Source organism: Leeuwenhoekiella aestuarii (assembly GCF_004104055.1).
GTDB lineage: Bacteria > Bacteroidota > Bacteroidia > Flavobacteriales > Flavobacteriaceae > Leeuwenhoekiella > Leeuwenhoekiella aestuarii.
In genome coordinates, this window is the sequence record NZ_QOVJ01000004.1 from 214,785 (window position 1) to 238,404 (window position 23,620).

Consider the following 23,620-nt stretch of genomic DNA (forward strand, 5'->3'; position numbering starts at 1 on the left):
ATTAACACAATCAAAAAGCAATCAAAACTTACAGAAATATGAATAAACTACTAAACCTTTTTGTTCTTTTACTTGCGTTTGCAGGCTTTGCTCAGCAAGAAGTTAGCGGAACTGTAAAAGACCCCAACAACGTGCCTCTGGGCGGTGTTACAGTTATGATTCCCAATACCTCCAGAGGAACAGTAACTGATTTTGACGGTAACTTTACTATTGAAGCTGCTGCGGGTGAAGCCTTGCAATTTTCTTATGTAGGTTTTACTAAACAAACTATCACCCTTAGCGATCAGACGGATCTCGAAGTCATCATGGCGGAAGATGCTCAGGCGCTCGATGCTGTTGTAGTAACTGCGTTAGGCATCAAAAAAGAAGTAAAAGCTTTAGGCTATGCAGTACAGGAAGTAGGCGGTGAAAATCTTGAAAAAGCAAAAGAGCCCAACTTTATAAACCAACTTTCAGGACGTGTAGCCGGATTGAATATTAAGAATTCTACAGACCTGTTTCAAAATCCCGCCATTCAATTGAGAGGAGCTACCCCCCTTCTGGTGATAGACGGTATCCCAGATCGTACCCTGGATATCTGGAAGGTAAATTCAGACGATATTGAAAGCGTTAGTGTGCTCAAAGGGGCTACAGCTTCTGCACTTTATGGTTCTGTGGGCCGCAACGGGGCTATAATGATTACCACAAAACGCGGAAAGCAGGGGAAGCTTAGTGTAACGTTTAACAACTCGACACAGTTTCAAACCGACTTCATTCGGGTACCTGATGTACAAACAACTTATGGTAACGGTAATCGCGGGGTGTATGCTTATGTAGACGGCAGCGGTTCGGGTACAGAAGGTGGCGGATGGATCTGGGGACCCCGCTTAGATCAAGTTGATCCTACTACACCCAGCGGATTTTTTGAAACCCCTCAATACAACAGTCCGGTTGATCCCACCACCGGCGCATTAATTCCTATAGCCTATACCTCTCGTGGAAAAGACAACATCAAAAACTTTTTTGATACCGGAATCATTCAGTCCAATAACGTGAGTGTTGGTTGGGGAAATGATAAAGCAGATGTGCGTATGTCACTTTCTAATAACTATCAAAAAGGAATTGTGCCCAATACCGATTTAAAAAACACATCGTTTAATGTAGCCGGATCGATAAGACCATCAGACAAGCTCACGATAAATGGGACCCTCACCTACAACAAACAGTTCACCAGTAATTTTCCCGAAGTAGGTTACGGTCCTACAAATTACCTGTACAACCTTATTTTATGGACGGGTACTGATGTTGACGTGCGGGATCTTAAAAACTATTGGAGAGAAGGGCAAGAAGGCATACAGCAACGCCACTTTAATATTTCGTATTACAACAATCCGTATTTTCAGGCCTACGAATATAAACGAGGCTACAACAAAACAAATGTGTACGGGAATGCTTCTTTTAACTACGATATCACCGATGAATTAAGCCTGAGAGGCCGTACCGGGATTAATGAATACAGCTTATACCGCGATTACAAAGAACCCAAGAGTTATATAGGGTACGGTGCAAAATCCCGGGGAAACTTCTCTATTGCCCAGACCAACTATTTTGATATTACCTCAGACCTTGCGCTGCATTTCGAAAAGAAAATCACTGATAATTTTGGGATTACTGCAGAAGGGGCTTACGTAAACTACTACCGCAATTCTAAAAATACGACGCAGGCTACAGACGGATTAAATCTACCGGGCTTTTACAATTTGGCAAATAATGCCGGGGCTACTCTTTTTGGAACAAACCGCGAAGAAAAAGAAACCATCAATAGTTTTTACGGGTTTGTAGACCTAGAGTTCTACAATGCCTTTTACCTCTCGCTCACCGGGCGTAATGATAAAGTTTCTACCCTGCCTGATGGCAACAACGCGTTCTTCTACCCTTCTGCTTCGGCATCTGTGGTACTGAGCAGTTTGTTTGATATGCCAGACTGGGTAAGCTTTGCAAAATTGCGGGGTTCCTGGTCTCGAGTCTCTGAAGGAAAAATAGGTAACGATCCTTATGATTATATACTGGCCTACGAAAAAGGAACAACCTGGGACGGAACTCCGGCTACTTACTTTGGAAGCAACCTGTTAGCTCCTAATCTCGAACCCGAAACTTCAGACACGTGGGAAGTTGGGGCTAACTTTAGAGTACTCAACAATCGCTTAGGATTTGATCTGGCTTATTATCAGGCAAGGGATTACAACAATCTCATCTACAGCCCTATTTCTGATGCTTCCGGGTATAGCAGTATTCTTTTAAATGGAAATGAGTTTGAACGAAAGGGCGTTGAGCTTACGTTAGATGCCACACCGATAAAAACCGATAACTTCAGCTGGAATACTCAACTAAATCTAAGTCATTACCGCAGGTATCAAAAAGCTATTTATGGAGATCGCGAGCAAACCGAAGGCTTTCTTCGGGTAGGTGACCGCACCGATAAAATCTATACCAGCATATACCAAACAAACGCTGACGGAGCGGTCATTTTTGAAAACGGGCTCCCGGTAAATGATCCTTACGCTCGGTTTATAGGGTATGACGAACCTGATTTAACCTACGGAATTTCAAGTCAGTTAACGTACAAGAACTTTACCCTGTCGTTTTTATTTGATGGTCGCTTAGGTGGATTGATGTATTCTACAACCAACCAGAAAATGTGGTGGGGCGGTACTTCTAAGGGAACGGTGAATCAGTTTAGAGACGATGCAAATAATGGTGAAAACACCTATATCGGTAATGGGGTTGTGGTTACCGGTGGTACGGTGAGTTATGATGTAAATGGTGCTATTGTTGAAGATACACGCACCTACGCGCCTAATGAAGTTCCGGTAAACTACATCAGTTTTATGCAAACTACCAGTAATAATCAAAACAGCAATTATCACTATTACAAGGAAACATTCATCAAGTTACGGGAACTTACGTTGACCTATCAGTTTACAGACAACGTATTAAAACAGACTCCGTTTAAAGCATTAGACGTATCTCTGGTTGGACGTAATTTATGGTTGGCTTCTAAGATTCCTAATGTAGATCCAGACTCTGGAGTAGATAATCTTCACGCACCTTCTACCCGTAATATTGGTTTCAACATCAATGCTAAATTCTAATTTTAAAAAGTTTACCAAGATGAAAAAATATATACGCATTCTTTCTTTGATGCTATTAGCCGGTTGTGCTCAGGTAGAAGATCTACAAAATGATCCCAACCGTGCAACGCAGGTAAGTCCAGACTTGCTGCTTACCACTATAGAACAAGCTGCCTTTAACAAGGTAAGTACCAGCGCTGCTCTGGCCAGCAGACAACTCACGTTTACTGACGGAACCAATGAATATCAATATTACAATTGGCAACGTGCCGATTTTGACCAGTTTGATGACCTTAAACAGGTTCAAAAAATGGTAGAAGAAGCGCGTAATGCAGATAGCCAGGTGTATCAAATTCTAGCCAAATTCTTTAATGCCTACTTTACGGTTGAATTAACTCGTGTTTTTGGAGACATTCCCTTTACAGAAGCGGTTCAGGCAGAAACTGGTGTTTATATGCCTACTTATGATACGCAGGAATTGATCTATAAATCGGTTTTAGACTCGTTAAGAACAGCTTCTTTAGAACTGGCTCAAAACGAAGAATCCATTCGGGGAGACATCATTTACAATGGGGATACCGGTAAGTGGCAAAAACTCATCAACAGCTATAGTCTTCGTGTTTTAATGAGTTTATCTAATAAAACGGGTTCTGGTTCTATAGCCATTATAGATCGGTTCAGGGAGATTGTAAATAACCCGAATCAATTTCCAATATTTGAGTCTAATGAGGATAGCGGTAAATTGACTTATGTAGATATTCAAAACAACCGCTACCCGTTGTTCAACAACAACAACTTACAAACGGCGTATTATCTGGAGCAGACTTTTATAGAGCGCTTGCAAAATTTAGAAGATCCCAGACTGTTTAGCTTCGCTGATAAAAAACCCAATGCCTCTACTGCTGCTCAAAACGATTTTAGTGCGTATGGTGGTTTGTATGGAAGCGCCTCGTTAAGTGATAACGCTGCTAAAGCAGTGTCTGGAGAAGCATCTCGTATAAAACCGCGCTACTATAACGACCCCGTAAATGAACCTTCCTTACTGATGGGATATCCCGAATTGCAATTCACCTTAGCAGAAGCAGCTGCACGCGGATGGATTGATACAGACACAGACTCACATTATAAGCTGGGTATTGAAGCTTCGATGAACTTTTATGGCATCAGTGATACTGAGAGCTACTTAACGAGCGAATCCGTTCAGTTAGAAGACGCATCTGATATTGCTTCAATTCTGACTCAAAAACACATTGCTTTGTTTTTAAATACCGGGTGGCAAAGTTTCTACGACCAGCGCCGAACCGGTATCCCCGAGTTTAATGTAGACGGTGGCGGCATTCTAAACAATGGGAAAATTCCTAAGCGTTTTATGTATCCACAAAACGAAAGTATAAACAACACCGAAAATCTCAATACTGCGATTACCCGTCAATTTCCGGAAGGAGATACTATAAATGCGCTAATGTGGCTTATTGATTAATAGTTGTGTGCTTAATTGGTTAAAAGCTGTACCTATTCTGGTACAGCTTTTTTTATTGCTATAAATCTTGGCTTACACACCTACTAAAAAGGCTAGTTGGTATAAATTTCATTTAGAAGATACAGACTTACGCTCTTAAGCTGATAAAATTTGCTATGGCTAATTCTAAAATACACGCAAAATATCTAAGTTTAGCCCCCTACTTAAAGATTGTTTCTCCTGAGCCAGAAAGCTTGGCAAAGAGCATATCCTTAAAAAAATCAATACATTTAAACCACAAACTGATATAACCCATGAAACTTTTCAACTATTTGGGGCTTGTGCTGCTGCTTGTATGGGTTTCGTGCACTTCTAAAAAAACAGAAGACAGCGAATGGATCACGCTTTTTAACGGGGTTGACCTCAAAGGCTGGACGCCCAAATTCTACCACCACGAGACCGGTGAGAATTATGCGGATACCTTTCGCGTGCAAGACAGCAGCATTGTGGTAGCCTATGAGGATTATGACACCTTTGACGAACGATACGGACATTTATTTTACGACCAGCCTTTTGAGTCGTTTCATCTTAAATTCAGGTATCGCTTTACAGAGTAATGGATGGAAGATGCTCCTAGTTATACGTATAGAAACAGCGGAGTTATGTTTCATGCACAAGCGCCGGAAACTATTTTAAAAGAACAAGACTGGCCCCTTTCAGTAGAATACCAGATGCTGGCAGAAGCCGAACCGGGAAAAGCCAGACCTACCGGAAATATGTGCTCCCCCGGAACTGATGTGTTCTATCAAGGTAAAAAATCAAATGACCACTGCATCAATTCGTCTTCAGACACCTATACGTGGGATACCTGGGTAGAAGCAGATTTGATCGTGTATCAAGACTCGCTGATCATTCATAAAGTCAATGGCAAAGAAGTGCTGCGCTATACTAACACGCAAATAGGAGGCGAAGTAGCCAAGGGGTATAATCCGGATCTAAAGGTAGATGGCAAAACTTTAAAAAGCGGCTACATCGGTTTACAAGCAGAAGGACAAGGTGTTATTTTTAAAGACATCAAGCTCAAAAAGCTATAGTTTATACCATGAGAAAAGCCCCTGAAGCAAGCTTCAGAGGCTTTAACAAATCAGATTCGTATTCAACCAATCGTTTAATTTAAAGCTTCTTTTAGTGCTTTAGCTGCTGCTGCAGGGTCTTTTGCCCCATAGATTGCGCCACCGGCTACTGCTACTACCGCACCAGATTCTTTTACCGCTTGAATACTATCCAGGTTAACACCCCCTGCAATAGAGACCGGTACTCCTGCACGAGTGGCCTCGTCGATCAATACCTGAATAGAATACCCCGCTTCAGCTTGCTCATCTAAACCGGCGTGGAGTTCTACAAACGCAGCACCTAGTTTAATCACTTCTTGTGCTCTTTTTACACGATCCTGAACACCAATAGTATCTACCACCACCGCTTTTCCATGGGCTTTTGCAGCTTTTACAGCTCCGGCAATGGTGCTGTCTCCGGTTGATCCCAGAATAGTAACATAATCCGCTCCGGCTTTAAAAGCCATATCTGCTTCCAGTTCGCCTGCATCTGCTGTTTTAAAATCTGCAAAAACCAGTTTATCGGGAAATGCATCTTTCATCGCAGTGATCACTGATAAACCTTCACTTTTGATCAACGGAGTTCCCAATTCTATGATATCTACATAGGGTGCTACTTTAGTCGCTAAAGCGATTGCATCTTCTGTTGTTAATAAATCTATTGCTACTTGTAATTGAGTCATGGTATGTAATTTAGTTGTTATAATTTTTATTTTTCTAGCTCTTACTCCAGATTGGAGTGGCGTTTCCAGAGTTCGTCTGCAGATTTCCCACCGGCCTGCCACAATACCTGTATCAAAGCATCAGTAACCAGCAACAAACTTTGTTCAAAAAGACTACCTGCATATTGTTTAGAAATAGCCGCTTCCTGTTTGTTTTTTTGTGCTGCAGGAATGAGAAGCACCTGATCGGCCAGATCGGCTAAAAGAGAATCTGGGTTTGTCGTGATCGCTACTACACCAGCTCCTTCTTGCTTTGCCGTTTTTGCGGCATTTACAATACTTGTAGTACTTCCGCTTCCCGAACCGGCAAGTAACAGGTCTCCTTTACCTATTGCAGGGGTAGTGATCTCTCCCACTACATACGTTTCATATCCTAAGTGCATCAAGCGCATCGCCGCCGCTTGCATCATCAGTCCGCTGCGGCCCATTCCCATCAAAAAAATACGTTTACTCGCATCCAGATGTGGAATCACCGCTGCCAGCTGGTCGTAATCGAGTCCGTCACGCATTTTTAAATGTTCTTCATAAACCAGATTCACTGCTTCATCTAAGGCTTCATTTAGGGGTATCGTTGGAGTATTTATCATAAGTTTCAGGCATTGTTATTCTGATCGGTACAAAAGTACCCAACAGGTCAACCTACTTGTTACACGATTTGACAGATGTGTGGTACTATTTGCTCACCCTCTAAAAATTAGTGGTGTTATTCGCTATTTTTGTGGTACATTTTAGAAACAACACTTCAAACAGACTTGTAAATTTTAATACAAGTCTTATCCAAAACAACGCTTATATGCTTAGTGATAAGGTTTTATACATACGCGATCTTGCAGACTGCCCTCCTTCTTATCTGGATGACCCGGGGCGTAAGGAGTTTTATGAGATCGTCTGGTTGATCAATGAGGAGGCATTACACACCCCACAACACGATTTTCAAACGCTGATAGGAAATTGGATTTACCTGATTCCGCCCTATCGCGTACATCAATTGAATAAAGCCGGTAAAAAAGGAGTTTTGATTTCTTTTAAGCACGAGTTGCTGGAGGACGACCTTAAAGAGTTTTTACTGGATGTCTTTAGAATTTTTAATGTACAAGGTGAGTTCTCGTGTTTGCAACTCAACGAAGAGAGTGCACACAGCCTGCAAGCAGTTTACAATTTGATGCATGAGGAATATGCTAAAGAGGAAATCAACCTGATTATAGTAAAGGCTTTGCTTAAAGTGTTTTTACTGAAACTCATTCAGTTGAAAGAGCAGCATTTTACCCTTCAGGACATCAATGAAAAACGGGTATATGAGTTTATGATGCTGCTGGAGTTGAATTACCACGAGGAACGCACAGCAGCATTTTATGCAGATAAGATGAACATCAGTGCTAAGCGGTTGAATCAGATCTTAAAGGAAAAACTCTCCAAAACCGGAATGCAACTCATTCACGATCGTCTGGTCCTGGAAGCCAAACGCCAGATGATTCACAGTGAAAACACCATCAAAGAAATTGGTTTCAATCTGGGGTTTAAAGACCGGTCCTATTTTAGTAGATTTTTTAAAGGGCATACCAATCAGACACCGCAGGAGTTTCAGAACCAGGCAAAAAACTATGTGCAACAGCACGACAACACCTTGTATCCTGAATGAACGTCATTAAAACGAAATATCCCACTGCACTCTAAAACGCAACTCGTTTTTAAGTTGTTCGGTTGGAGTTTCATAATCAAAGCTAGAAATCTCAGCAGTTAACTTGTTGCGATGTCCTTTAAAAAACCAATTGAAAGCGAGTGAAGATTCATCCAACTCCGTATCTTGACTCCTATCCGGTTTAAAACTGGCATAGCGTACAGCTACTTCTAAAGGTTTGGGCCACCATGAAATCGCCTGATTGGCAAAATAACCTGCCTGCAGATAATACCCACTCAAGGTAGTTGTGGCATTTGCATTCAGTTTATCAATGATTTCTTTGCGGTGTATTTCTGATTGCCAACTGAAGCCTTGATACTTAAAAGCAGTCTCTACATTCGTCTGATTGATGCGGTACTGGCCGGGTTCTTGTTGTTCAAAACCTGCTAAAAAGCCACCACCTGAAGAAGAAAACCGCGTAAACGGACTTCGGTTTGTAACAGCTGATACGGCTAGAATTGCCTCTGGAGTTTGATGTAATTGTAAATCACTACCTCCTGAAAAACCAAGATCATCTCCCAAAACATTCCATTGCAGACGACCAAAATACATCAGGTTCTTATCATCATTCTCCGTAGCAGACCTACCGCTTCCGGTGACTACTGCCGCCCAATAACTAAAATCTGCAGATCCCCTGCCTGCTAATCTGCCGTATAACTCTATACCTTGCTGGCGATCTACGGTAAAACTTCGGTTTAAAATAGAGCGGTCAACCAGTTGTTGTGCTCCACTACTGATGCGGCGCTCCCGGGTAAACTCCAGCTTCCACTGCCCTATTTTAATGTTTAGCCACTTCCACCGCTCTATCATAATTCTAAAATCAAGCAGATTTCCTTGCCCCAGTTCATATTCCCAATAGTATTTCAGCCAGGGTTTATAGGCATGACCACCAACTTTAAGTCGGGAACGATTTATTTTAAAAACACTATTCTCTTCTTCACTGAAATCGTCATAGGTTAACGGATCATTATCTCCGGGTGTCGCATAGCGGAATTGAAATCGACTCTGTATCTGTAGTGAAAAGTCATTATGAGGTGCTGTAAATTGAATGCCCTTAGCTCCATAATCAATTTGCCATTTTGAGATAGAATCATGTTTTGCGAGCTCTTGAGCAAATGCAGCTTGTGGAAGCAACATACAAAAGCATGAAAGCGCAAAAAAAGTATAAATGATACGAAGCGTATCCATAGCTATAAGAACCTAAAGTTTAGGCCTGCAAAAGTAAGTATAAGCTCACAGTTAACAATAACTAAAGGTTAAAGAAACACAAGCCTAACACAATGGATAGATCTGAGACTAAAGCGTACACAGTTTGGTTATTTAGTTACCCTTTAGAGAATGGTAAACTTTTTTACTACCACTAACCACAAGCAACACCAGAAAACCAACTACCAGGCCTAATAAAAACTCAACCAACATACTGGGCCAGGTTTCAAATAGATCGTGAATAAAATGCAGGTTATGCGTAAAAATCCCACCAGAAACCAGAAGCAAGGCAATAGTACCAATTACCGAAAGACTTTTGATCACTACCGGTAGGGCACTGACTAGAAACTTGCCTACTTTGTCAGAAAAACTATCGTCTTCTTCATTAAGGTCAATAAGTTTAGCACCAAACTCATCCATACGTACGATAAGTGCAACTATGCCATAAACCCCTACAGTTGCAACAAGTGCGATAATAGTTACCACAATAATCTGATTGATCAGTTCCTCGCCGGTTACCGTACCCAAAGCAATGATGATGATCTCTACAGAGAGGATAAAATCGGTTAAAATAGCCGACTTCACTTTTTCTTTTTCATACTTAAGAATCGCTTCTTCACTCATATCCTGTAAAGCCGGTTTTTCTTCGGCATGTGCATGCGGAAAGAAAAACTCATAGATCTTTTCTGCTCCTTCATAAGCCAAATAGAGTCCGCCAATGATGAGAATCACCGTGATGGCGACGGGTATAAAGGCACTCAGTAAAAAGGCTATGGGTAAAATAATGATCTTATTGAGCAATGAACCTTTTGTTATGGCCCACAATACCGGAATCTCACGCGACGACATAAAGCCTGAAGCTTTTTCGGCGTTAACGGCAAGGTCATCTCCTAGAATTCCTGCGGTTTTCTTCCCGGCAACTTTGGCCATTACCGAAACGTCGTCCATTAAGGTTGCAATGTCATCTAAAAGCGCAAAAAATCCTGAAGCCATAAAAGCAGTTTTGATTGTGAGCAGCAATATAAGTTTACCTTTTAAAGTAAAGAATTAAAATATTGATAATTTATAGAGAAACCTTTCGTTATAAACTATGAAATATACTTGTTAATTCTTCAATCTACGCAGTTTACAGCGCAAGCGTAAAAAGGTTGAAATACAGATATATGCGATTAAAGTATGTATTAAATATGTTAAATCTAAAATTGATGTAGTCCAAAAACTACTATCTAGATTCATTTTAATTAATTTCGCAGGCTTAATTCTCCATGTTCCAAAAATTATGAATACCATTAATCTCGGCGAGTTTCGTCTAGACTTTCAAGCCCATTTTATAAAACTAAAAATCAATAACGGCGGACATTTTGATTCCGATTCTTTTCAAAATTGCCTGGATCTTAAATCTGAAATATACGGAAGCAGAAAGCTGGGCTTATTAATCACAAATGAAGATAAGAATGACTATTCAATAGATCCTTTATTTTTGATCAAAGATAAATTGGTTTTAGAAGATAATTTTAAATGGATCATTGTCGTCTCTAATAAAAATCCGGACTATACGAATTTTGAATACTTTAAAAGGTTGACTTCGATTCCGTGTAAATTTGTAACTGATTTTAAAGAAGTAGCAGACCATGATACCTACTGCGTGCACACGATGTAGCCCTTTATCTTACATATAATCTACCCACCTATTGTGTAATTTCATCCCCCTTATAATTAAAAACCAATTGATTCTTTTTTGCTATAGCAGATTCTAGAATTAAGCTATACGTGCTGTTACCATATTTTTTAGTGTGTAGCAACGTATTGAATTTAATATTGGGGTAAGAAGCTGTCAACGTCTCTTTAACTGCTTGCGGAAGCTCGTGGTATGCGATAGGAGTTTGTTGCTTAATAAGGCATCCGTCTTTAGCATACCATACGCTTTGGTTAAGGTCTTTTGATTGAAAGTCTACTTTATAGAAACTCCCGGCTTGTTCCCAGCTGGCATGAGTTGCTTTTTTAAAGTCTAATTCAAAATTGGTTCTGATATTTGCGGGCACTTGGTTAGCAGGTAAGTCTTGTGCACCTACTGTAGTGCTTAAAAAAATACTGATCATTAAGATTGTTAGCGTTTTCATAGGGTATTGTTTATAAATTAATGTTGTACAAACTAAAGGCTCAAATCTGGAAGCAATTGGTACATATCCCTTTTGAAAAGGTTAAAAAATGTGAAATTTCATCGCTTCTTAAGTTTACCGATTTTCATATAGTAAACGACTTCGTGACCAGCCCCTCCAAGCATTAAACTGAGCGAGACTTGTTTCGCAGCATTTAAATCTCGAGTATCGATTAAACATTAAAAAAAGGATCGAACACGTATTCAATCCCTTTACTAGGTATAGCTCAAAAGAAGCATTAATCTTCTAGATCGCTTAAAATCTTACCGGTTGCATCTACAACCACTTCCCGCTCCTGAAACCATCCTTTTTCAAGTTCTACTGTATAGGTGATTTTGCCTTTTATATCCAGTTTCTCAACTTCCTCAATGGTAAAATCTTTATGAGCTTTAAGCAATGCATCGTGTACCCCCTGAGGCAGTTCATCTACAGTTAGTTCCTGCTCAGACTTTAATATAGCGCCAGACTTATCATACCAGATCTCATGATCCATACGATCTACTTCAAACGCGACACTATAACCTGGGTATTCTTGCTCCCACTCCACATCCGTTGCCTGAGCATAGTTTTGCTGAAAACTTGCTCTTATCGCTTGTGGCACACGATCAGGGGTTAGATCTTGAGCATGTACAGCGGTTATTCCGGTTAGCCCCAGAAGCATCAATTTTACATTTTTCATAATTTTTTCAGTTTAAATTCTGCACAAACAAATGAATCAAAACTGTAAACAATTGGTAGCTTCAGCCGGTGTAAACGTTAAAAACTGTGAAACTACCATAGAGATTGAGAAAGCTTCCTTTATTTAGAAGGTATAAAGAATAGAGCTCTCATCCTGACTTTACCACTTCTTTACAGAATTGGCTCTTAATGTTGCATGACTTATACAGACCGTAGCGATGAAAATATTGATTATAGAAGATGAACCTCAGATGCTAGATAATATGCGAGATACGCTAGAGCAAGAACGTTATCTCGTAGAAACTGCAAGTACATTTGCTGAAGCAAGTTTTAAAATAGGCAGTTATGATTATGACTGTATTTTACTTGATATTATGTTGCCTGATGGTAATGGGCTCAACCTACTTAAACAACTTAAAGATTTGGGTAAAGAAGAAGGGGTTATCATCGTTTCTGCAAATGATTCTTTAGATGATCGCATTCAGGGTTTAAATATGGGTGCAGATGATTACCTGCCCAAGCCTTTTCACACTGCAGAATTGAATGCTCGCGTACAGGCCGTTTTAAGACGCAGAAATTTTGAAGGAAATAAATACATAGAAATAGGGAATGTGGTCATTGATCCCGAAAGCCGAAGCCTCACCATAGCAGATAAAGAAGTGATTTTAAACCGAAAAGAATATGATATTCTGACCTATCTGATTTCTAATAAAACCCGACTGGTTACCAAAGCTGCCCTCGCAGAACACGTGTGGGGAGATCATATAGATCAGGCAGATAGTTTTGATTTTATATACTCTCAAATTAAAAACCTGCGTAAAAAACTGGAAAATGCTACTATTAAAGTCGGAGCCGTTTACGGCATAGGATATAAATTAGAGCTCGATTGATGAAACTGCTCAATTATACTTCAAAATACCTTGCATTTCTGCTGCTTGCAGTCATCACCCTCTGGGCATTAGCCTTTTATTACGCGATGCTTGATGAGATATACGACAGTCTTGATGACGGACTCGAAAATCAAAAAATACTCTTGCTTAAACGTGCTAAAGAAGACCCCGGTATCCTGGACAACAACGACTTTAACAAACACGTATATAGCTTTACTCCTATTCAACAACAACAGTATGAGAATCATCAAGAGCGGTATCAGGATACCTTGATGTATATGATTAACGAAGAAGATTTTGAGCCCGTGCGCATTTACGAAAGTACGCTGAAAGCAGAAGGCCGCTATTACAAGCTTAAAATCATCACTTCGATGGTAGAGGAAGATGACCTGATTGAAGATCTGGTGAGTTATCTCATCGGACTTTATTTTATTTTGGTCCTCAGCATCCTTGTTTTAAACAACTTATTACTCAAGCGCATCTGGAAACCGTTTTACGACCTTATCGCTCAGTTAAAAAGCTTCAATATTGAACAAAAACCGCAAATCACGCTCACCCCTACTGCTGTAGAAGAATTTAACCTGCTCAACACCACGGTAAGCGAACTCATAAACTCTGCGCATAAATCCTATAATGAGCAAAAACAGTTTATTGAAAATGCATCCCATGAGCTGCAAACCCCGCTGGCTATAAGCATTAATAAACTCGAATTGTTTCTTGAAAAAAACAGCCTTACTGATGACCAACTGATGCATATGGCTTCCGTACTGGATAATCTGGGTAGGCTTACCCGGTTGAACAAATCGTTATTGCTCCTCTCTAAGATTGAAAACAAACAGTTTCAAGAAGCAGAACCTATTGATTTTAATGTACTCGCTCAGGAGTGCATAACAGATTTTAAAGAGATCGCCATACACAAAGGTATAGACTTAAAGCTGCATGCTACTGATGGTATTCAATTTAAAATGAATAAAGACCTGGCGCGTATTTTATTGACCAACCTCATCAAAAACGCTTTGGTACACGGCAAGCCGCAAAACCCGGTTACCCTGAGTATTGCAAACAAGCAACTGAAGGTGAGGAATACCGGTACAGCTTCTCCACTGGATGCTGAACTTATTTTTGCACGTTTTAAAAAAATAGGAGCTACCGAAAAATCAACAGGGCTGGGCTTACCCATTGCACGCGCAATTGCCGAAAAATATAATCTCACGCTCAGGTATACGTTTGACGGAGAACACACGTTTACGGTTCAATTTCCTAAATAAGAGTTATAGATCAGGTGGTATTCCCAATTCTTTCTAGTTTTAGTATTCAAATTTGTTTTCTGAAAAATGTAGATTTAAAATGAAGTATTTATCACATTATATAATTTCTGGTGTTCTGATCTTATCAGGGATACTATCCTATGCTTTTTATAAAAAATCTATTGCTGAAGAACGAGAGATTTTAGAAAATGCTTCCTATACTATTGTAAACAGTTGGGAGTTGCCCACACTTCTTGATGAAGTTAGCGGCATTGCGTGGGTAAATGATTCTACCATAGCCTGTATTCAGGATGAAAATGGTGTTATTTACAATTTCAACTTAAATACCGGTGAGATTAGTAACGACATTACTTTTGGAGAAGACGGCGATTATGAAGCCATTGCGCTCCATGAAAATGATGCCTATGTAATGCGTAGTGACGGTCGTATTTTTGAGGTTAAATCATTCACTTCAGACACTGTTGCTCCGCGTTATTTTGATACTTCATTTAAGTCTAAAAACAATATGGAGTCGCTAACCTATAACCCGAAAACTAAAAGTCTGGTCACAATTGCTAAAGATAAAGGCTTAGATAAAGATCGCTACAAAGGGCTCTATTCAATCCCATTAGCAACTAAAATTCTGGATGAAAAACCCCTGTTTAAAATAGATATGCAAGCCAAAGAGTTTGAGGCTTTCCAAACTAAAAAAGAAGAAAAAACCTTCAATCCTTCAGATATAGCGATACACCCTAAAACCGGGGAGTATTACCTAGTAGACGGAAAAAAACCAAAGCTTTTGATATTGAGCGCTACAGGAACGATTAAAAGGGTTCATGAGTTAAATAAGTATCATTTTGCGCAACCAGAGAGCATAACCTTTAGTCCTAATGGTACACTTTATATCGCTAACGAAGCTGCTGATGGAGTAGCAACGCTTCTGGAGGTTACGTTAAAAAAGTAAACTATTTCGGGGCAAGCCTGTCTGTCGACTAAGCATTAAACGGAACAATACATTTTTAGAACGAGACAAATCTCAGAGCATTTAAATCTCGATTATTGAGTAAAGATTAAATTTTAGTGTCTGTCTCTTGATCAAATACCAAAAACCGGTGTGAGGTCTGGTTTTTAAAATTTTGTTTGAAGAGCTAATTATTGGCAACTACTTAGAAGTATATAAATTTTTAAGTATTTGAATCTTGATTATCCAATTAAGGTATAATGTGATTATTACGCTAAATTAAATGGAGAAGCCGCAACTGATTATACAGTTGCGGCTTCAAGGGTTAAAACTAAAAAACCTACAATTACTTTTAAAATGCTGTATTAAGAATTCCTGCGATATCAAATTCAATAGCAATAACCTCTTTTATTTTAAGCAACCCGAATAACTTTTTGGGAAGCTCCAAATCATAGTCACTAAGCGTTAACTTAAGAATTCCTTTTAAATGTTTGAGATCTCCCTGTACGATTTCTACAGGTATGGTATAGGTATGCTGTTGACCGGCGAGTGCTATATTTACTAAAGCTTCATACCCGCGTTCTACTCGATTGAACTGTTTAAAGTTGAGGATAATTTCAGGATAGTCTTCTGCCTCAAGCATCGCTCTAAAATCTTTGTTTATCGCTTTTCCGCCACAATTGAATCCGTCTAAATTCAGTTTTAGTGTGGCATTGCGTAAAAGTATGAGGTCGCCCTGATCGCAATACGCTATCTTTTTTTGAGGCTCAAAATAAGTGGGGTCAAAAACACAGCTAAAACCGGTTACATTGGTTTCACCTGAAACACGCAGCGTACTGTTTTGCAACTTACTAATTGTGGCCTCTCCAAAGTTGGGCTGACCCAATAACACAAAACCGCTCAACACAAATAACAAATTTAAAAAGGCTTTCATAATCAGAGATTTTATAGATAACAGCGTGTAATTACACGCTGTTATCTTATTTAATATAGTTTAGAAACTTATCGCAGCTTCAAGCATAAAGCCGTCAAACTTTGCGTCATTGTGAAGATCTACAACAGGATAATCGTTATAATTCTGAACAACATACTCTGCCTTCAGTAAAATGTTTTTGGTCATAAACCAGCCGGCAGCAAGTTGAAAACGGTCTATAGAAACATCACTACCACCCACGAGAGTTCCATCAACATAGTTGTAACGTCCACCTAAATAGATGTTCTCTTTAGATCCAAATCTGTAGATCAATTCTCCTGAATATTGATTCCAACTACGGTTGTCTGTCTCTGCAGCAGTCTTCCCGGTTGCGTGCTCATAAATACCAAAGAACTCCAAGCCTTTATACTTCAAGAACGGGTTGATCATAATTGAAGTCAATTCGTTACTTAGACCTGGATTGATGCGCCCTGCTCTAAAACCATCTCCGCTACCATCTTCTGCGATCATCACATTGTAATATCGAGAACCAGAACGGTCACCGCTGTATAAATAAGCGCTGGCTGTTTGATTGGTTTTATAGAGAGAACCTGTTAAGCGTACGCGTAGCGCTTCTGATACCGCTTTATCATATCCCAATTTTGCGATAAAGGACGGGCTTGTAGTTTCGGGTTTGGTAACAGCCTGATTCAATTTACCGTTAGTCAAACTCAACATTCCCATCCAGCCGTTATCGAAGTAATACAATTCAGCACCAACTTCGGTAGTAAAGCTATCCATCAGATAGTTTCCTACAAACGGATTGTACAGTGCCATTGCGTTATCAGTACGTCTAAAATGTGCATCTCCATAATTGCTCTCCATATGCCCTATTTTAATACGTACATGATTCATCACATCCTCCATAAATCCTTTTTGGATAAATTCTAGTTTATCTATCTGAAAATACCCTCCTTTTACATAGGTTTCGTTGTGGTGTTGTGAAGATAAATAGGTTCTTAAGTGCATACGTACCCCGTCATACAAAGCCACATCTAAATCCAGATTTGCGGTTGCAAGGTTGAAATTGCTACCTATTTCCTGTAAAACAGGAGTGTCTGGATTACTGCTGTTCTCGTGATCTATTGCTTGAAATTGTATGGTAGAAGCGCCTCCTATACGTACGTGAAGCCCATCAAAAGTTGTTACTGTATCCTTAGGAGCTTCAAAAGTTGAAATTCCGCGTTGATCAGGTGATCTGTAATTGTCTAAATCGCGCTGACTTTGTGCCTGTAGGGTCATCCCTAAAAAAGATAAAGAGATGAGAGTTAAATAGGTAAGTTTAGTTTTCATAAGTATTGATATTATAGAGCTTGATTAATAAATGTTGTTTTAAATGTGATATGGAGTTCGTCACCCGTAGTTATGGTGCCAAACAAAGCTGTAGGAGGTTCTATTTTGTATGTGCTCATCTGCATTTTGTAAGCCCCAGACAACACAATCTCATCTGCTAAAAAGCGGACCTCAAATGGAATAGAAACCGTTTGGGTAACTCCAGAAATTGTAAGACTTCCGGTTGTTTTAAGCAAATAGGTGTTGGCACGATCGGGTTCCAGACTTCCTACTGATTTTAGTCGGTAGGTGATCACCTTGTGCTTTTTGGTATTTAAAGCCTTATAGGTGTTTTTATCCATTCCATTTTTTCCGCTTGAAAGACTTTCTGCTACAATTTGAAGCTCTAGTTTATTAAGAGCTGTTAGGACTCCATCTTCTTCACTTAGTGCTAACGTACCGCTCATATCTTTTACTTCTAGCTCCCAATCATGAAGATTAGAAGTACCGGCAACACGCATAGAAGATTCAGCATTTTTTAAGACATAGTTTTGGGCAAAACCGTTTTGAAGTCCAATTGCTAAAAGAAACAGACTCCAGCAAATTGGATATAATATTGACTTTTTCATAGTATTTGGTTTTTGATTACTATGCAAAGTTCCATCAGGAAGAACGCCTGAAATATGATTAAAGTCAGGTTACAGATTTAATACAAACTATATCGATTGAATACAGCTTTTTTATAACCTAATTAAAACTACTCAGGAATCATGCTATTCAATTAGACGCTCTTTCTTTATTCATGCGAGTGCTGCCGCTCCTCAAAAACTCTTAACACTTCATTAAAGGAGTGTTATATAGGGTTAAAAAAGATTTAACATTAACATATTTAGCATATTTTCCACCTCTTAATCATTCAATCCATTTATGACTCATAAATACACAGCCCCATTCAACACGCTTTCCGGTAGATTATATCTTTTTACTTTTTTATTGGTTATGCTGAGCCAAATCAGCTTTGCACAGGACAAAGAGGTAGAACAGATTTTTTATTTTACAGGAAATACGGAGTTAAAAACCAGTAATCCTACTCAGGAAGTTCTTAAAGCAATCAGCGACCTTTCTCAGGATGATGACAACGCGACTTTTGTAGCTTTAGGAAACATCACAAAAGACGGTTACCCACCCAAAAAGAAAGAACGGAAAGATGTTGAACAATTACTTCAAAAAAGTATTATGCAACCTCTGGCCGACTTTAACGGGAACGTCATTTTTATGCCGGGTCATAATGAGTGGAACAAAAATGGTCACGAAAACCTGGATGATCTAGAGTCTTTTATACAAGACAACAGCAAGGTTGAATTCTGGCCAAACGATGGTTGTCCACGGGAGATTGAAAACCTGGATATGGATAATGTTGAACTCTTGATGATAGATTCACAATGGTTTCTAGAAGACTGGGATGATCATTTATACCTCAATAATAAATGCGACATCAAAACTCGTGATGATTTTATCGCGAAGTTTAAAGACGATTTAAAAGATGAACAAAATAAAACGGTAATCGTTGCGGTTCACCACTCGATACTCACGCTTTCTAAACAAAACTTTATAGAAAATATAGGGGGGCTTACTGCCGAAGATTATTACAGTACCCAGCGTCAGAAGTTTGCGGGTACCTTAGAAACCCTGGCAAGCCAGTTTCCTGATGTGATTTTTGTTTCTGCAAGTGATAAAAACCTGCAATATGTGTTTGATGACGGGATTCCACAAATTATAAGCGGTGCAGCTTCAACAAAATTAGACAAGGTGCGTCAAGCTAAAGACGGACAGTTTGCTTCTAAAGCAAATGGTTTTGCAAGACTTACGGTTTATAAAGACCGTAGTTCTAAAGTTGAATTTTTCGGAACAGGATCAGGAGCTCCTGAAAAACTTTTTGAGAAAGAGATCAGACGGCAACAACCTAAAAAAGATGACATAAACTACCCGGATATCAGCGGGATGAGCAGTACAAAAAAAGCTTCGATCTATACCAAAGAAGAAACTGACAAAAGTGGCTTATACAAATTCTTCTGGGGAAATCACTACCGGAACATTTACAGTAAAGAGATTGAAGCTCCGGTCTTAGACCTCTCCACCCTTCCGGGAAATGTACATGCAATTTCAGAAGGTGGTGGTAACCAGTCGCGTTCGTTACGTCTTATTGACGATTCAGAACACGAGTATACCGCCCGTGAGTTGCGTAAGAGTGCGGTGCGCTTTATTCAGTCTAAAATAACCGATCACTATGTTCGTGACTTTATGCAAAACACCATCGCTGAAGAAATTGTACAGGATTTTTATACTACAGCGCAACCTTATGCACCCTTTGCATTGAACACTATTTTTGACAGTTTGAACATTTACAATGCACAACCTAAAATCTACTACTTACCCAAGCAAAAGCAACTGGGTATTTATAATGAAGATTATGGCGACAAGCTTTATATGCTAGAAGCACATGCTGGGGATGAGAATAAGTCTTTTGAGCGTTTTGGTGATGCAGATGACATCATCAGTACCAAAGATCTTCTTGCCGAAATACGAGATTCTAAAAAGCATCAGGTAGATGAAGCCAATTTTTTAAAGGTACGCTTAATGGATTTTGCTGTGGGGGATTATGACCGCCATTATGATCAGTGGCGCTGGTCTGCTTATGAGCAAGAAGACGGTACAACTACCTATAAAACCATTCGCAGAGACCGTGATCAGGCGTTTCCCAAATACGACGGACTCATTTTAGGTTTGCTTAAAGTTGCAATGATCGATTTTCGATCTATGGAAAAATACGATGATGATGTAAACAGCGTGAAGTGGATGAGCCGTTACGCCTATCCTTTAGATCAGGCATTCATAAAGAATTTAACCTGGGAAGACTGGGAAAACGAAGTCCAATTTATTCAGGAAAACCTAACGGACGAAACCATCGAAACTGCTTTTAATACCTTACCGGAAGCTGCACAGGATGAGAGTACGATAAACATCAAAAAGAATTTAAAAGCACGTCGCGATAACCTAATGTCTATTGCACGTCGTTACTACGAATACCTAATGAATCATCAGATCATTCTGGGTACAGAAGATAAAGATGACTTTGTGATCACCCGTCAGGCTGATGGGAAGACGACCATCAAACTAACTACCGAAGAAGAGGAAACTTTTGAGCGCACCTATGATAAAGAACTCACAAAAGAGATTTGGATCTACGGTTTAGACGATGATGATACTTTTAAAATTGTGGGTAATGGCGATCATTATATCCCGATTAAAATATTAGGTGGTGAGAATAACGATGTGTATGATTTTGAAAATACACGGGCAGCTAAAGTATATGATTACAAAAGCAAGAAAAATACTTTTGTCAACCCGGGCACGCGCAAGTGGCTGGTAGACAGTTATGATATCAACACCTATAATGATGCTTCTAGAAAATTAGATGCATTCGCGACTACCCCGGCAATTGGTTACAATCAAGATACTGGTTTTTCTGCCGGTTTAAGCGGGACGTATACTACATATGGTTTGGCTAACAATCCCTTTGCTACCCAGCAAACGCTAACTGCTAAATATTATACGGCGACCCACGGTATTGAGTTAGAATACTCGGGCGAATTTGCACACGCATTTTACAACTGGAACTTTGGTTTAGACGCGCGCTATACCACTCCTAATTTTGCCATCAATTATTTTGGAACAGGCAACGATACCGAGTATGACCGAGATCAAGTTGATATAGACTTTAACCGAGTTCGCATCAGCGAATGGAGCGTCACTCCGTCTTTAATTTTCAGAAAAGACCGGGTACAGTTGCGCTTTGGCCCAACTGTAGCATCTTATAATGTAGAATATTCTGGTAATGGTGTTACCGGTGATACTGATATAATTGATGCTGGTGATGATGTATTCAATACGCAATACTATGCCGGTGCAGAGGCCGCTTTTCAATATAAAAACAAAAGTGGAGAGATCGCCTTTATACGTAGAGGCTTTCAATTTGATCTGGTTGCAGGTTACAAAGCCAATATCGATGAATATAATAACGAATTTACCTATTTAAAACCTACACTTTCTATTGACTACCCCTTACATCCCAGCGGGATGGCCGTACTGGCAACTAAAATTGGTGCTTCTATGAACTTTGGAGGTGAATATGAATTTTACCACGCTGCGACTTTAGGTGGAAATACCAGTCTACGCGGATATAGAAATGAACGTTTTAATGGGCAAACTGCTTTTTATCAAAGTACCGATCTACGTGTAGGTATAGCACAGTTAAAAACCAATTTCATTCCCTTGAGACTGGGAGTTTCAGCCGGTTTTGATTACGGTCGTGTCTGGGTAGAAAATGATAATTCTGAACAATGGCACAACAGTTACGGAGGTTCTGTCTTTATAAATGGGTTTAAAGCCATTACTGCCAATGTAGGCTATTATACAAGTAAAGAAAGTAATCGTGTACTGTTTACATTAGGATTTAAATTCTAAAGAATACGAATTAACCAATCTTTAAAACCCGTTCTCTAAAGAGAGCGGGTTTTTTATTGATACTAAAATCATCTTGAGGCAAACCAAAAAGCATTAGTATTTTAATTATAGGAAATGCCCATTTACTTTTCTTGCGGAATTTTTCCGTTAATACGGATTTTTTCCTTTTAAAAGAAAAAGAGAATTGCGTACTTTGTAGTTATGGAAGATGCCAAGTTTGCGATCATTGATATAGAGACAACAGGTGGCGGTATCAAAGGAAACAAGATTACCGAAATCTGCATCATAATTTTACAGAACGGGAAAGAAATTGACCGGTTCACGTCTTTAGTCAATCCCGGAAGAGATATTCCGCTTTATATTGAAAAACTAACAGGTATCAACGACCGAATGGTTGAAGACGCTCCGTATTTTAATGAACTGGCAGACCGCATCAACACACTGACTACTGATTGCATTTTTGTCGCTCATAATGTGGGATTTGATTACAACGTGGTACGCGCAGAATTTAGAGAAGCAGGCGTCGATTTTAACCGAAAGCGCCTATGTACCGTACGTCTTGCAAAAAAACTTATTCCCGGTTTGTTCTCATACAGTCTGGGTAATTTATGTACCTCTATAAACATACCGCATTACGATCGCCACCGTGCCGAGGGCGACACTGAAGCAACTGTGATCTTGTTTCAGCGCTGTCTGGATCTGGATCCTGAGTATGAAGTAATCAATGAGTTTTTAAACAGAAAGTCTAAAGAGTCTTATTTTCCACCAAACTTTAAGGCTTCAGATTTTGAAGAATTACCACATAAACCCGGTGTGTATTTTTTTAGAGACAAAACCGGGAAGCCTTTATACATTGGTAAGGCTATAGACATTCAAAAAAGGGTGCTTTCTCATTTCAGAGAAAAAAGCAATCGCAAGTATGAGTTACTGCAAAACACACACAGTATAGATTATGAACTCACCGGCAGCGAATTGCTGGCCTTGCTGCGAGAAGCAGAACTAATTCTTAAATATTACCCGAAATACAATAAAGCTCAGAAAAACCCAACAAAGCCCTATAAGCTTACCTCCTACCATAACAAACAAGGTATTGAGCAATTTGCACTGCACAAAAATAAGATCGCTCCGGTAAGTTGGATGCAGTTTTATACACGAGAAGAAGCCATTCAGTTTTTAGAACAGCTATGTGAGGAGTTTGATCTGTGTCCTAAATATTGTGCTTTACAGCAAGGTGTTTCTGAATGTAATCATTACAAAATACATACGTGTAGCGGTGCCTGTCGTGGTGATTTGAAGGCGGAAACATATAATGGTCGTGTGAGTAAAGCTCTAGATTATATTCATACCTATGAGCAATCGTGTCTGCTCGTTGAAAAAGGAAGAAATACTCAGGAAAAGTCTTTTATTTACCTGAAACAAGGTCGTTTTGCCGGGTATGGTTTTATTGATGAGACCGAAGAATTCAATCAACCGGAAGATTTTACAAACTTTTTAATTCCACAGAAAAGTTCAGCTTATGCAGATCGCATTGTACGCAGATATCTAGCTACTCAAAAGCAACTAACTAAATTGCCGCTTACACAGAACGACACCGCTACTCAAAACATTTTTGAAGCCTGGCTTTAAGCA

General features: G+C 39.5%; 18 protein-coding genes and 1 pseudogene. 10 read left to right on the forward strand and 9 right to left on the reverse strand.

Going from position 1 to position 23,620, the window contains the following annotated elements; all coding sequences use genetic code 11:
• Positions 1–38 precede the first annotated feature (38 nt).
• The 3 genes and pseudogenes from DSM03_RS12575 to DSM03_RS12585 all read left to right on the forward strand — a co-directional run bounded on the left by DSM03_RS12575 (position 39) and on the right by DSM03_RS12585 (position 5,663).
• Entirely contained in the window at positions 39–3,131 is a 3,093-nt protein-coding gene (locus DSM03_RS12575; protein ID WP_128763208.1) for a SusC/RagA family TonB-linked outer membrane protein, read from the forward strand.
• A gap of 19 nt (positions 3,132–3,150) precedes the next feature.
• Positions 3,151–4,590: a SusD/RagB family nutrient-binding outer membrane lipoprotein gene (locus DSM03_RS12580; protein ID WP_128763209.1), complete on the forward strand. Its 1,440-nt coding sequence runs from the start codon at positions 3,151–3,153 to the stop codon at positions 4,588–4,590.
• A gap of 293 nt (positions 4,591–4,883) precedes the next feature.
• Positions 4,884–5,663 (forward strand): annotated as a pseudogene (locus DSM03_RS12585) (3-keto-disaccharide hydrolase).
• Positions 5,664–5,737: 74 nt separating this feature from the next.
• Here DSM03_RS12585 and hxlA read toward each other — a convergent pair.
• Positions 5,738–6,364: a 3-hexulose-6-phosphate synthase gene (gene hxlA, locus DSM03_RS12590; protein ID WP_128763210.1), complete on the reverse strand. Its 627-nt coding sequence runs from the start codon at positions 6,362–6,364 to the stop codon at positions 5,738–5,740.
• A 41-nt stretch (positions 6,365–6,405) separates the two neighbouring features.
• Positions 6,406–6,990 carry a 6-phospho-3-hexuloisomerase gene (hxlB, locus tag DSM03_RS12595; RefSeq protein WP_128763211.1) on the reverse strand — a complete coding sequence of 195 codons (585 nt, stop codon included), beginning with the start codon at positions 6,988–6,990 and terminating at the stop codon, positions 6,406–6,408.
• A gap of 206 nt (positions 6,991–7,196) precedes the next feature.
• Here hxlB and DSM03_RS12600 point away from each other — a divergent pair, with 206 nt between their 5' ends.
• Positions 7,197–8,042, forward strand: a complete 846-nt coding sequence (locus DSM03_RS12600) for a helix-turn-helix domain-containing protein (protein WP_128762008.1) — start codon at positions 7,197–7,199, stop codon at positions 8,040–8,042.
• A gap of 6 nt (positions 8,043–8,048) precedes the next feature.
• On the opposite strand, the gene DSM03_RS12605 is transcribed toward DSM03_RS12600, so the two are convergent.
• On the reverse strand, positions 8,049–9,269 hold the full coding sequence (locus DSM03_RS12605) for a porin (protein WP_128763212.1): 1,221 nt from the start codon (positions 9,267–9,269) through the stop codon (positions 8,049–8,051).
• Positions 9,270–9,401: 132 nt separating this feature from the next.
• A complete protein-coding gene (locus tag DSM03_RS12610; RefSeq protein WP_128763213.1) occupies positions 9,402–10,280 on the reverse strand; it encodes a DUF808 domain-containing protein in 879 nt (292 codons plus the stop codon).
• A 286-nt stretch (positions 10,281–10,566) separates the two neighbouring features.
• On the opposite strand from DSM03_RS12610, the gene DSM03_RS12615 reads away from it, so the two are divergent.
• Positions 10,567–10,947 carry a hypothetical protein gene (locus DSM03_RS12615; protein ID WP_128763214.1) on the forward strand — a complete coding sequence of 127 codons (381 nt, stop codon included), beginning with the start codon at positions 10,567–10,569 and terminating at the stop codon, positions 10,945–10,947.
• A 28-nt stretch (positions 10,948–10,975) separates the two neighbouring features.
• On the opposite strand, the gene DSM03_RS12620 is transcribed toward DSM03_RS12615, so the two are convergent.
• Together DSM03_RS12620 and DSM03_RS12625 are read right to left on the reverse strand one after the other, a co-directional pair.
• On the reverse strand, positions 10,976–11,407 hold the full coding sequence (locus DSM03_RS12620) for a PepSY-like domain-containing protein (protein ID WP_128763215.1): 432 nt from the start codon (positions 11,405–11,407) through the stop codon (positions 10,976–10,978).
• Positions 11,408–11,684: 277 nt separating this feature from the next.
• Positions 11,685–12,125: a PepSY-like domain-containing protein gene (locus DSM03_RS12625; RefSeq protein ID WP_128762003.1), complete on the reverse strand. Its 441-nt coding sequence runs from the start codon at positions 12,123–12,125 to the stop codon at positions 11,685–11,687.
• 217 nt (positions 12,126–12,342) lie between these two features.
• Between DSM03_RS12625 and DSM03_RS12630 the strand changes: the two genes are divergently transcribed.
• The 3 genes from DSM03_RS12630 (at position 12,343) to DSM03_RS12640 (ending at position 15,225) form a co-directional block, all read left to right on the forward strand.
• Positions 12,343–13,014: a response regulator transcription factor gene (locus DSM03_RS12630; protein WP_128762002.1), complete on the forward strand. Its 672-nt coding sequence runs from the start codon at positions 12,343–12,345 to the stop codon at positions 13,012–13,014.
• Positions 13,014–14,282, forward strand: a complete 1,269-nt coding sequence (locus DSM03_RS12635) for a sensor histidine kinase (protein ID WP_128763216.1) — start codon at positions 13,014–13,016, stop codon at positions 14,280–14,282. The genes DSM03_RS12630 and DSM03_RS12635 overlap by 1 nt, the downstream gene beginning before the upstream one ends.
• A gap of 79 nt (positions 14,283–14,361) precedes the next feature.
• Complete coding sequence (locus DSM03_RS12640) at positions 14,362–15,225, forward strand: SdiA-regulated domain-containing protein (RefSeq protein ID WP_128763217.1); 864 nt, start codon at positions 14,362–14,364, stop codon at positions 15,223–15,225.
• A gap of 349 nt (positions 15,226–15,574) precedes the next feature.
• On the opposite strand, the gene DSM03_RS12645 is transcribed toward DSM03_RS12640, so the two are convergent.
• Genes DSM03_RS12645 through DSM03_RS12655 form a run of 3 tightly spaced genes read right to left on the reverse strand, consistent with a single transcriptional unit; the run spans position 15,575 to position 18,096 of the window.
• Positions 15,575–16,156, reverse strand: coding sequence for a YceI family protein (locus DSM03_RS12645; RefSeq protein WP_128763218.1), 582 nt, complete (start codon positions 16,154–16,156; stop codon positions 15,575–15,577).
• 60 nt (positions 16,157–16,216) lie between these two features.
• Positions 16,217–17,488 (reverse strand): hypothetical protein, encoded by a 1,272-nt coding sequence (locus DSM03_RS12650; protein WP_128763219.1) that lies wholly within the window; start codon positions 17,486–17,488, stop codon positions 16,217–16,219.
• 11 nt (positions 17,489–17,499) lie between these two features.
• On the reverse strand, positions 17,500–18,096 hold the full coding sequence (locus DSM03_RS12655) for a YceI family protein (RefSeq protein ID WP_128763220.1): 597 nt from the start codon (positions 18,094–18,096) through the stop codon (positions 17,500–17,502).
• A 298-nt stretch (positions 18,097–18,394) separates the two neighbouring features.
• Here DSM03_RS12655 and DSM03_RS12660 point away from each other — a divergent pair, with 298 nt between their 5' ends.
• Together DSM03_RS12660 and DSM03_RS12665 are read left to right on the forward strand one after the other, a co-directional pair.
• Positions 18,395–21,991: a BamA/TamA family outer membrane protein gene (locus tag DSM03_RS12660; RefSeq protein WP_128763221.1), complete on the forward strand. Its 3,597-nt coding sequence runs from the start codon at positions 18,395–18,397 to the stop codon at positions 21,989–21,991.
• A gap of 201 nt (positions 21,992–22,192) precedes the next feature.
• Positions 22,193–23,617 carry an exonuclease domain-containing protein gene (locus DSM03_RS12665; protein ID WP_128761995.1) on the forward strand — a complete coding sequence of 475 codons (1,425 nt, stop codon included), beginning with the start codon at positions 22,193–22,195 and terminating at the stop codon, positions 23,615–23,617.
• Positions 23,618–23,620 lie beyond the last annotated feature (3 nt).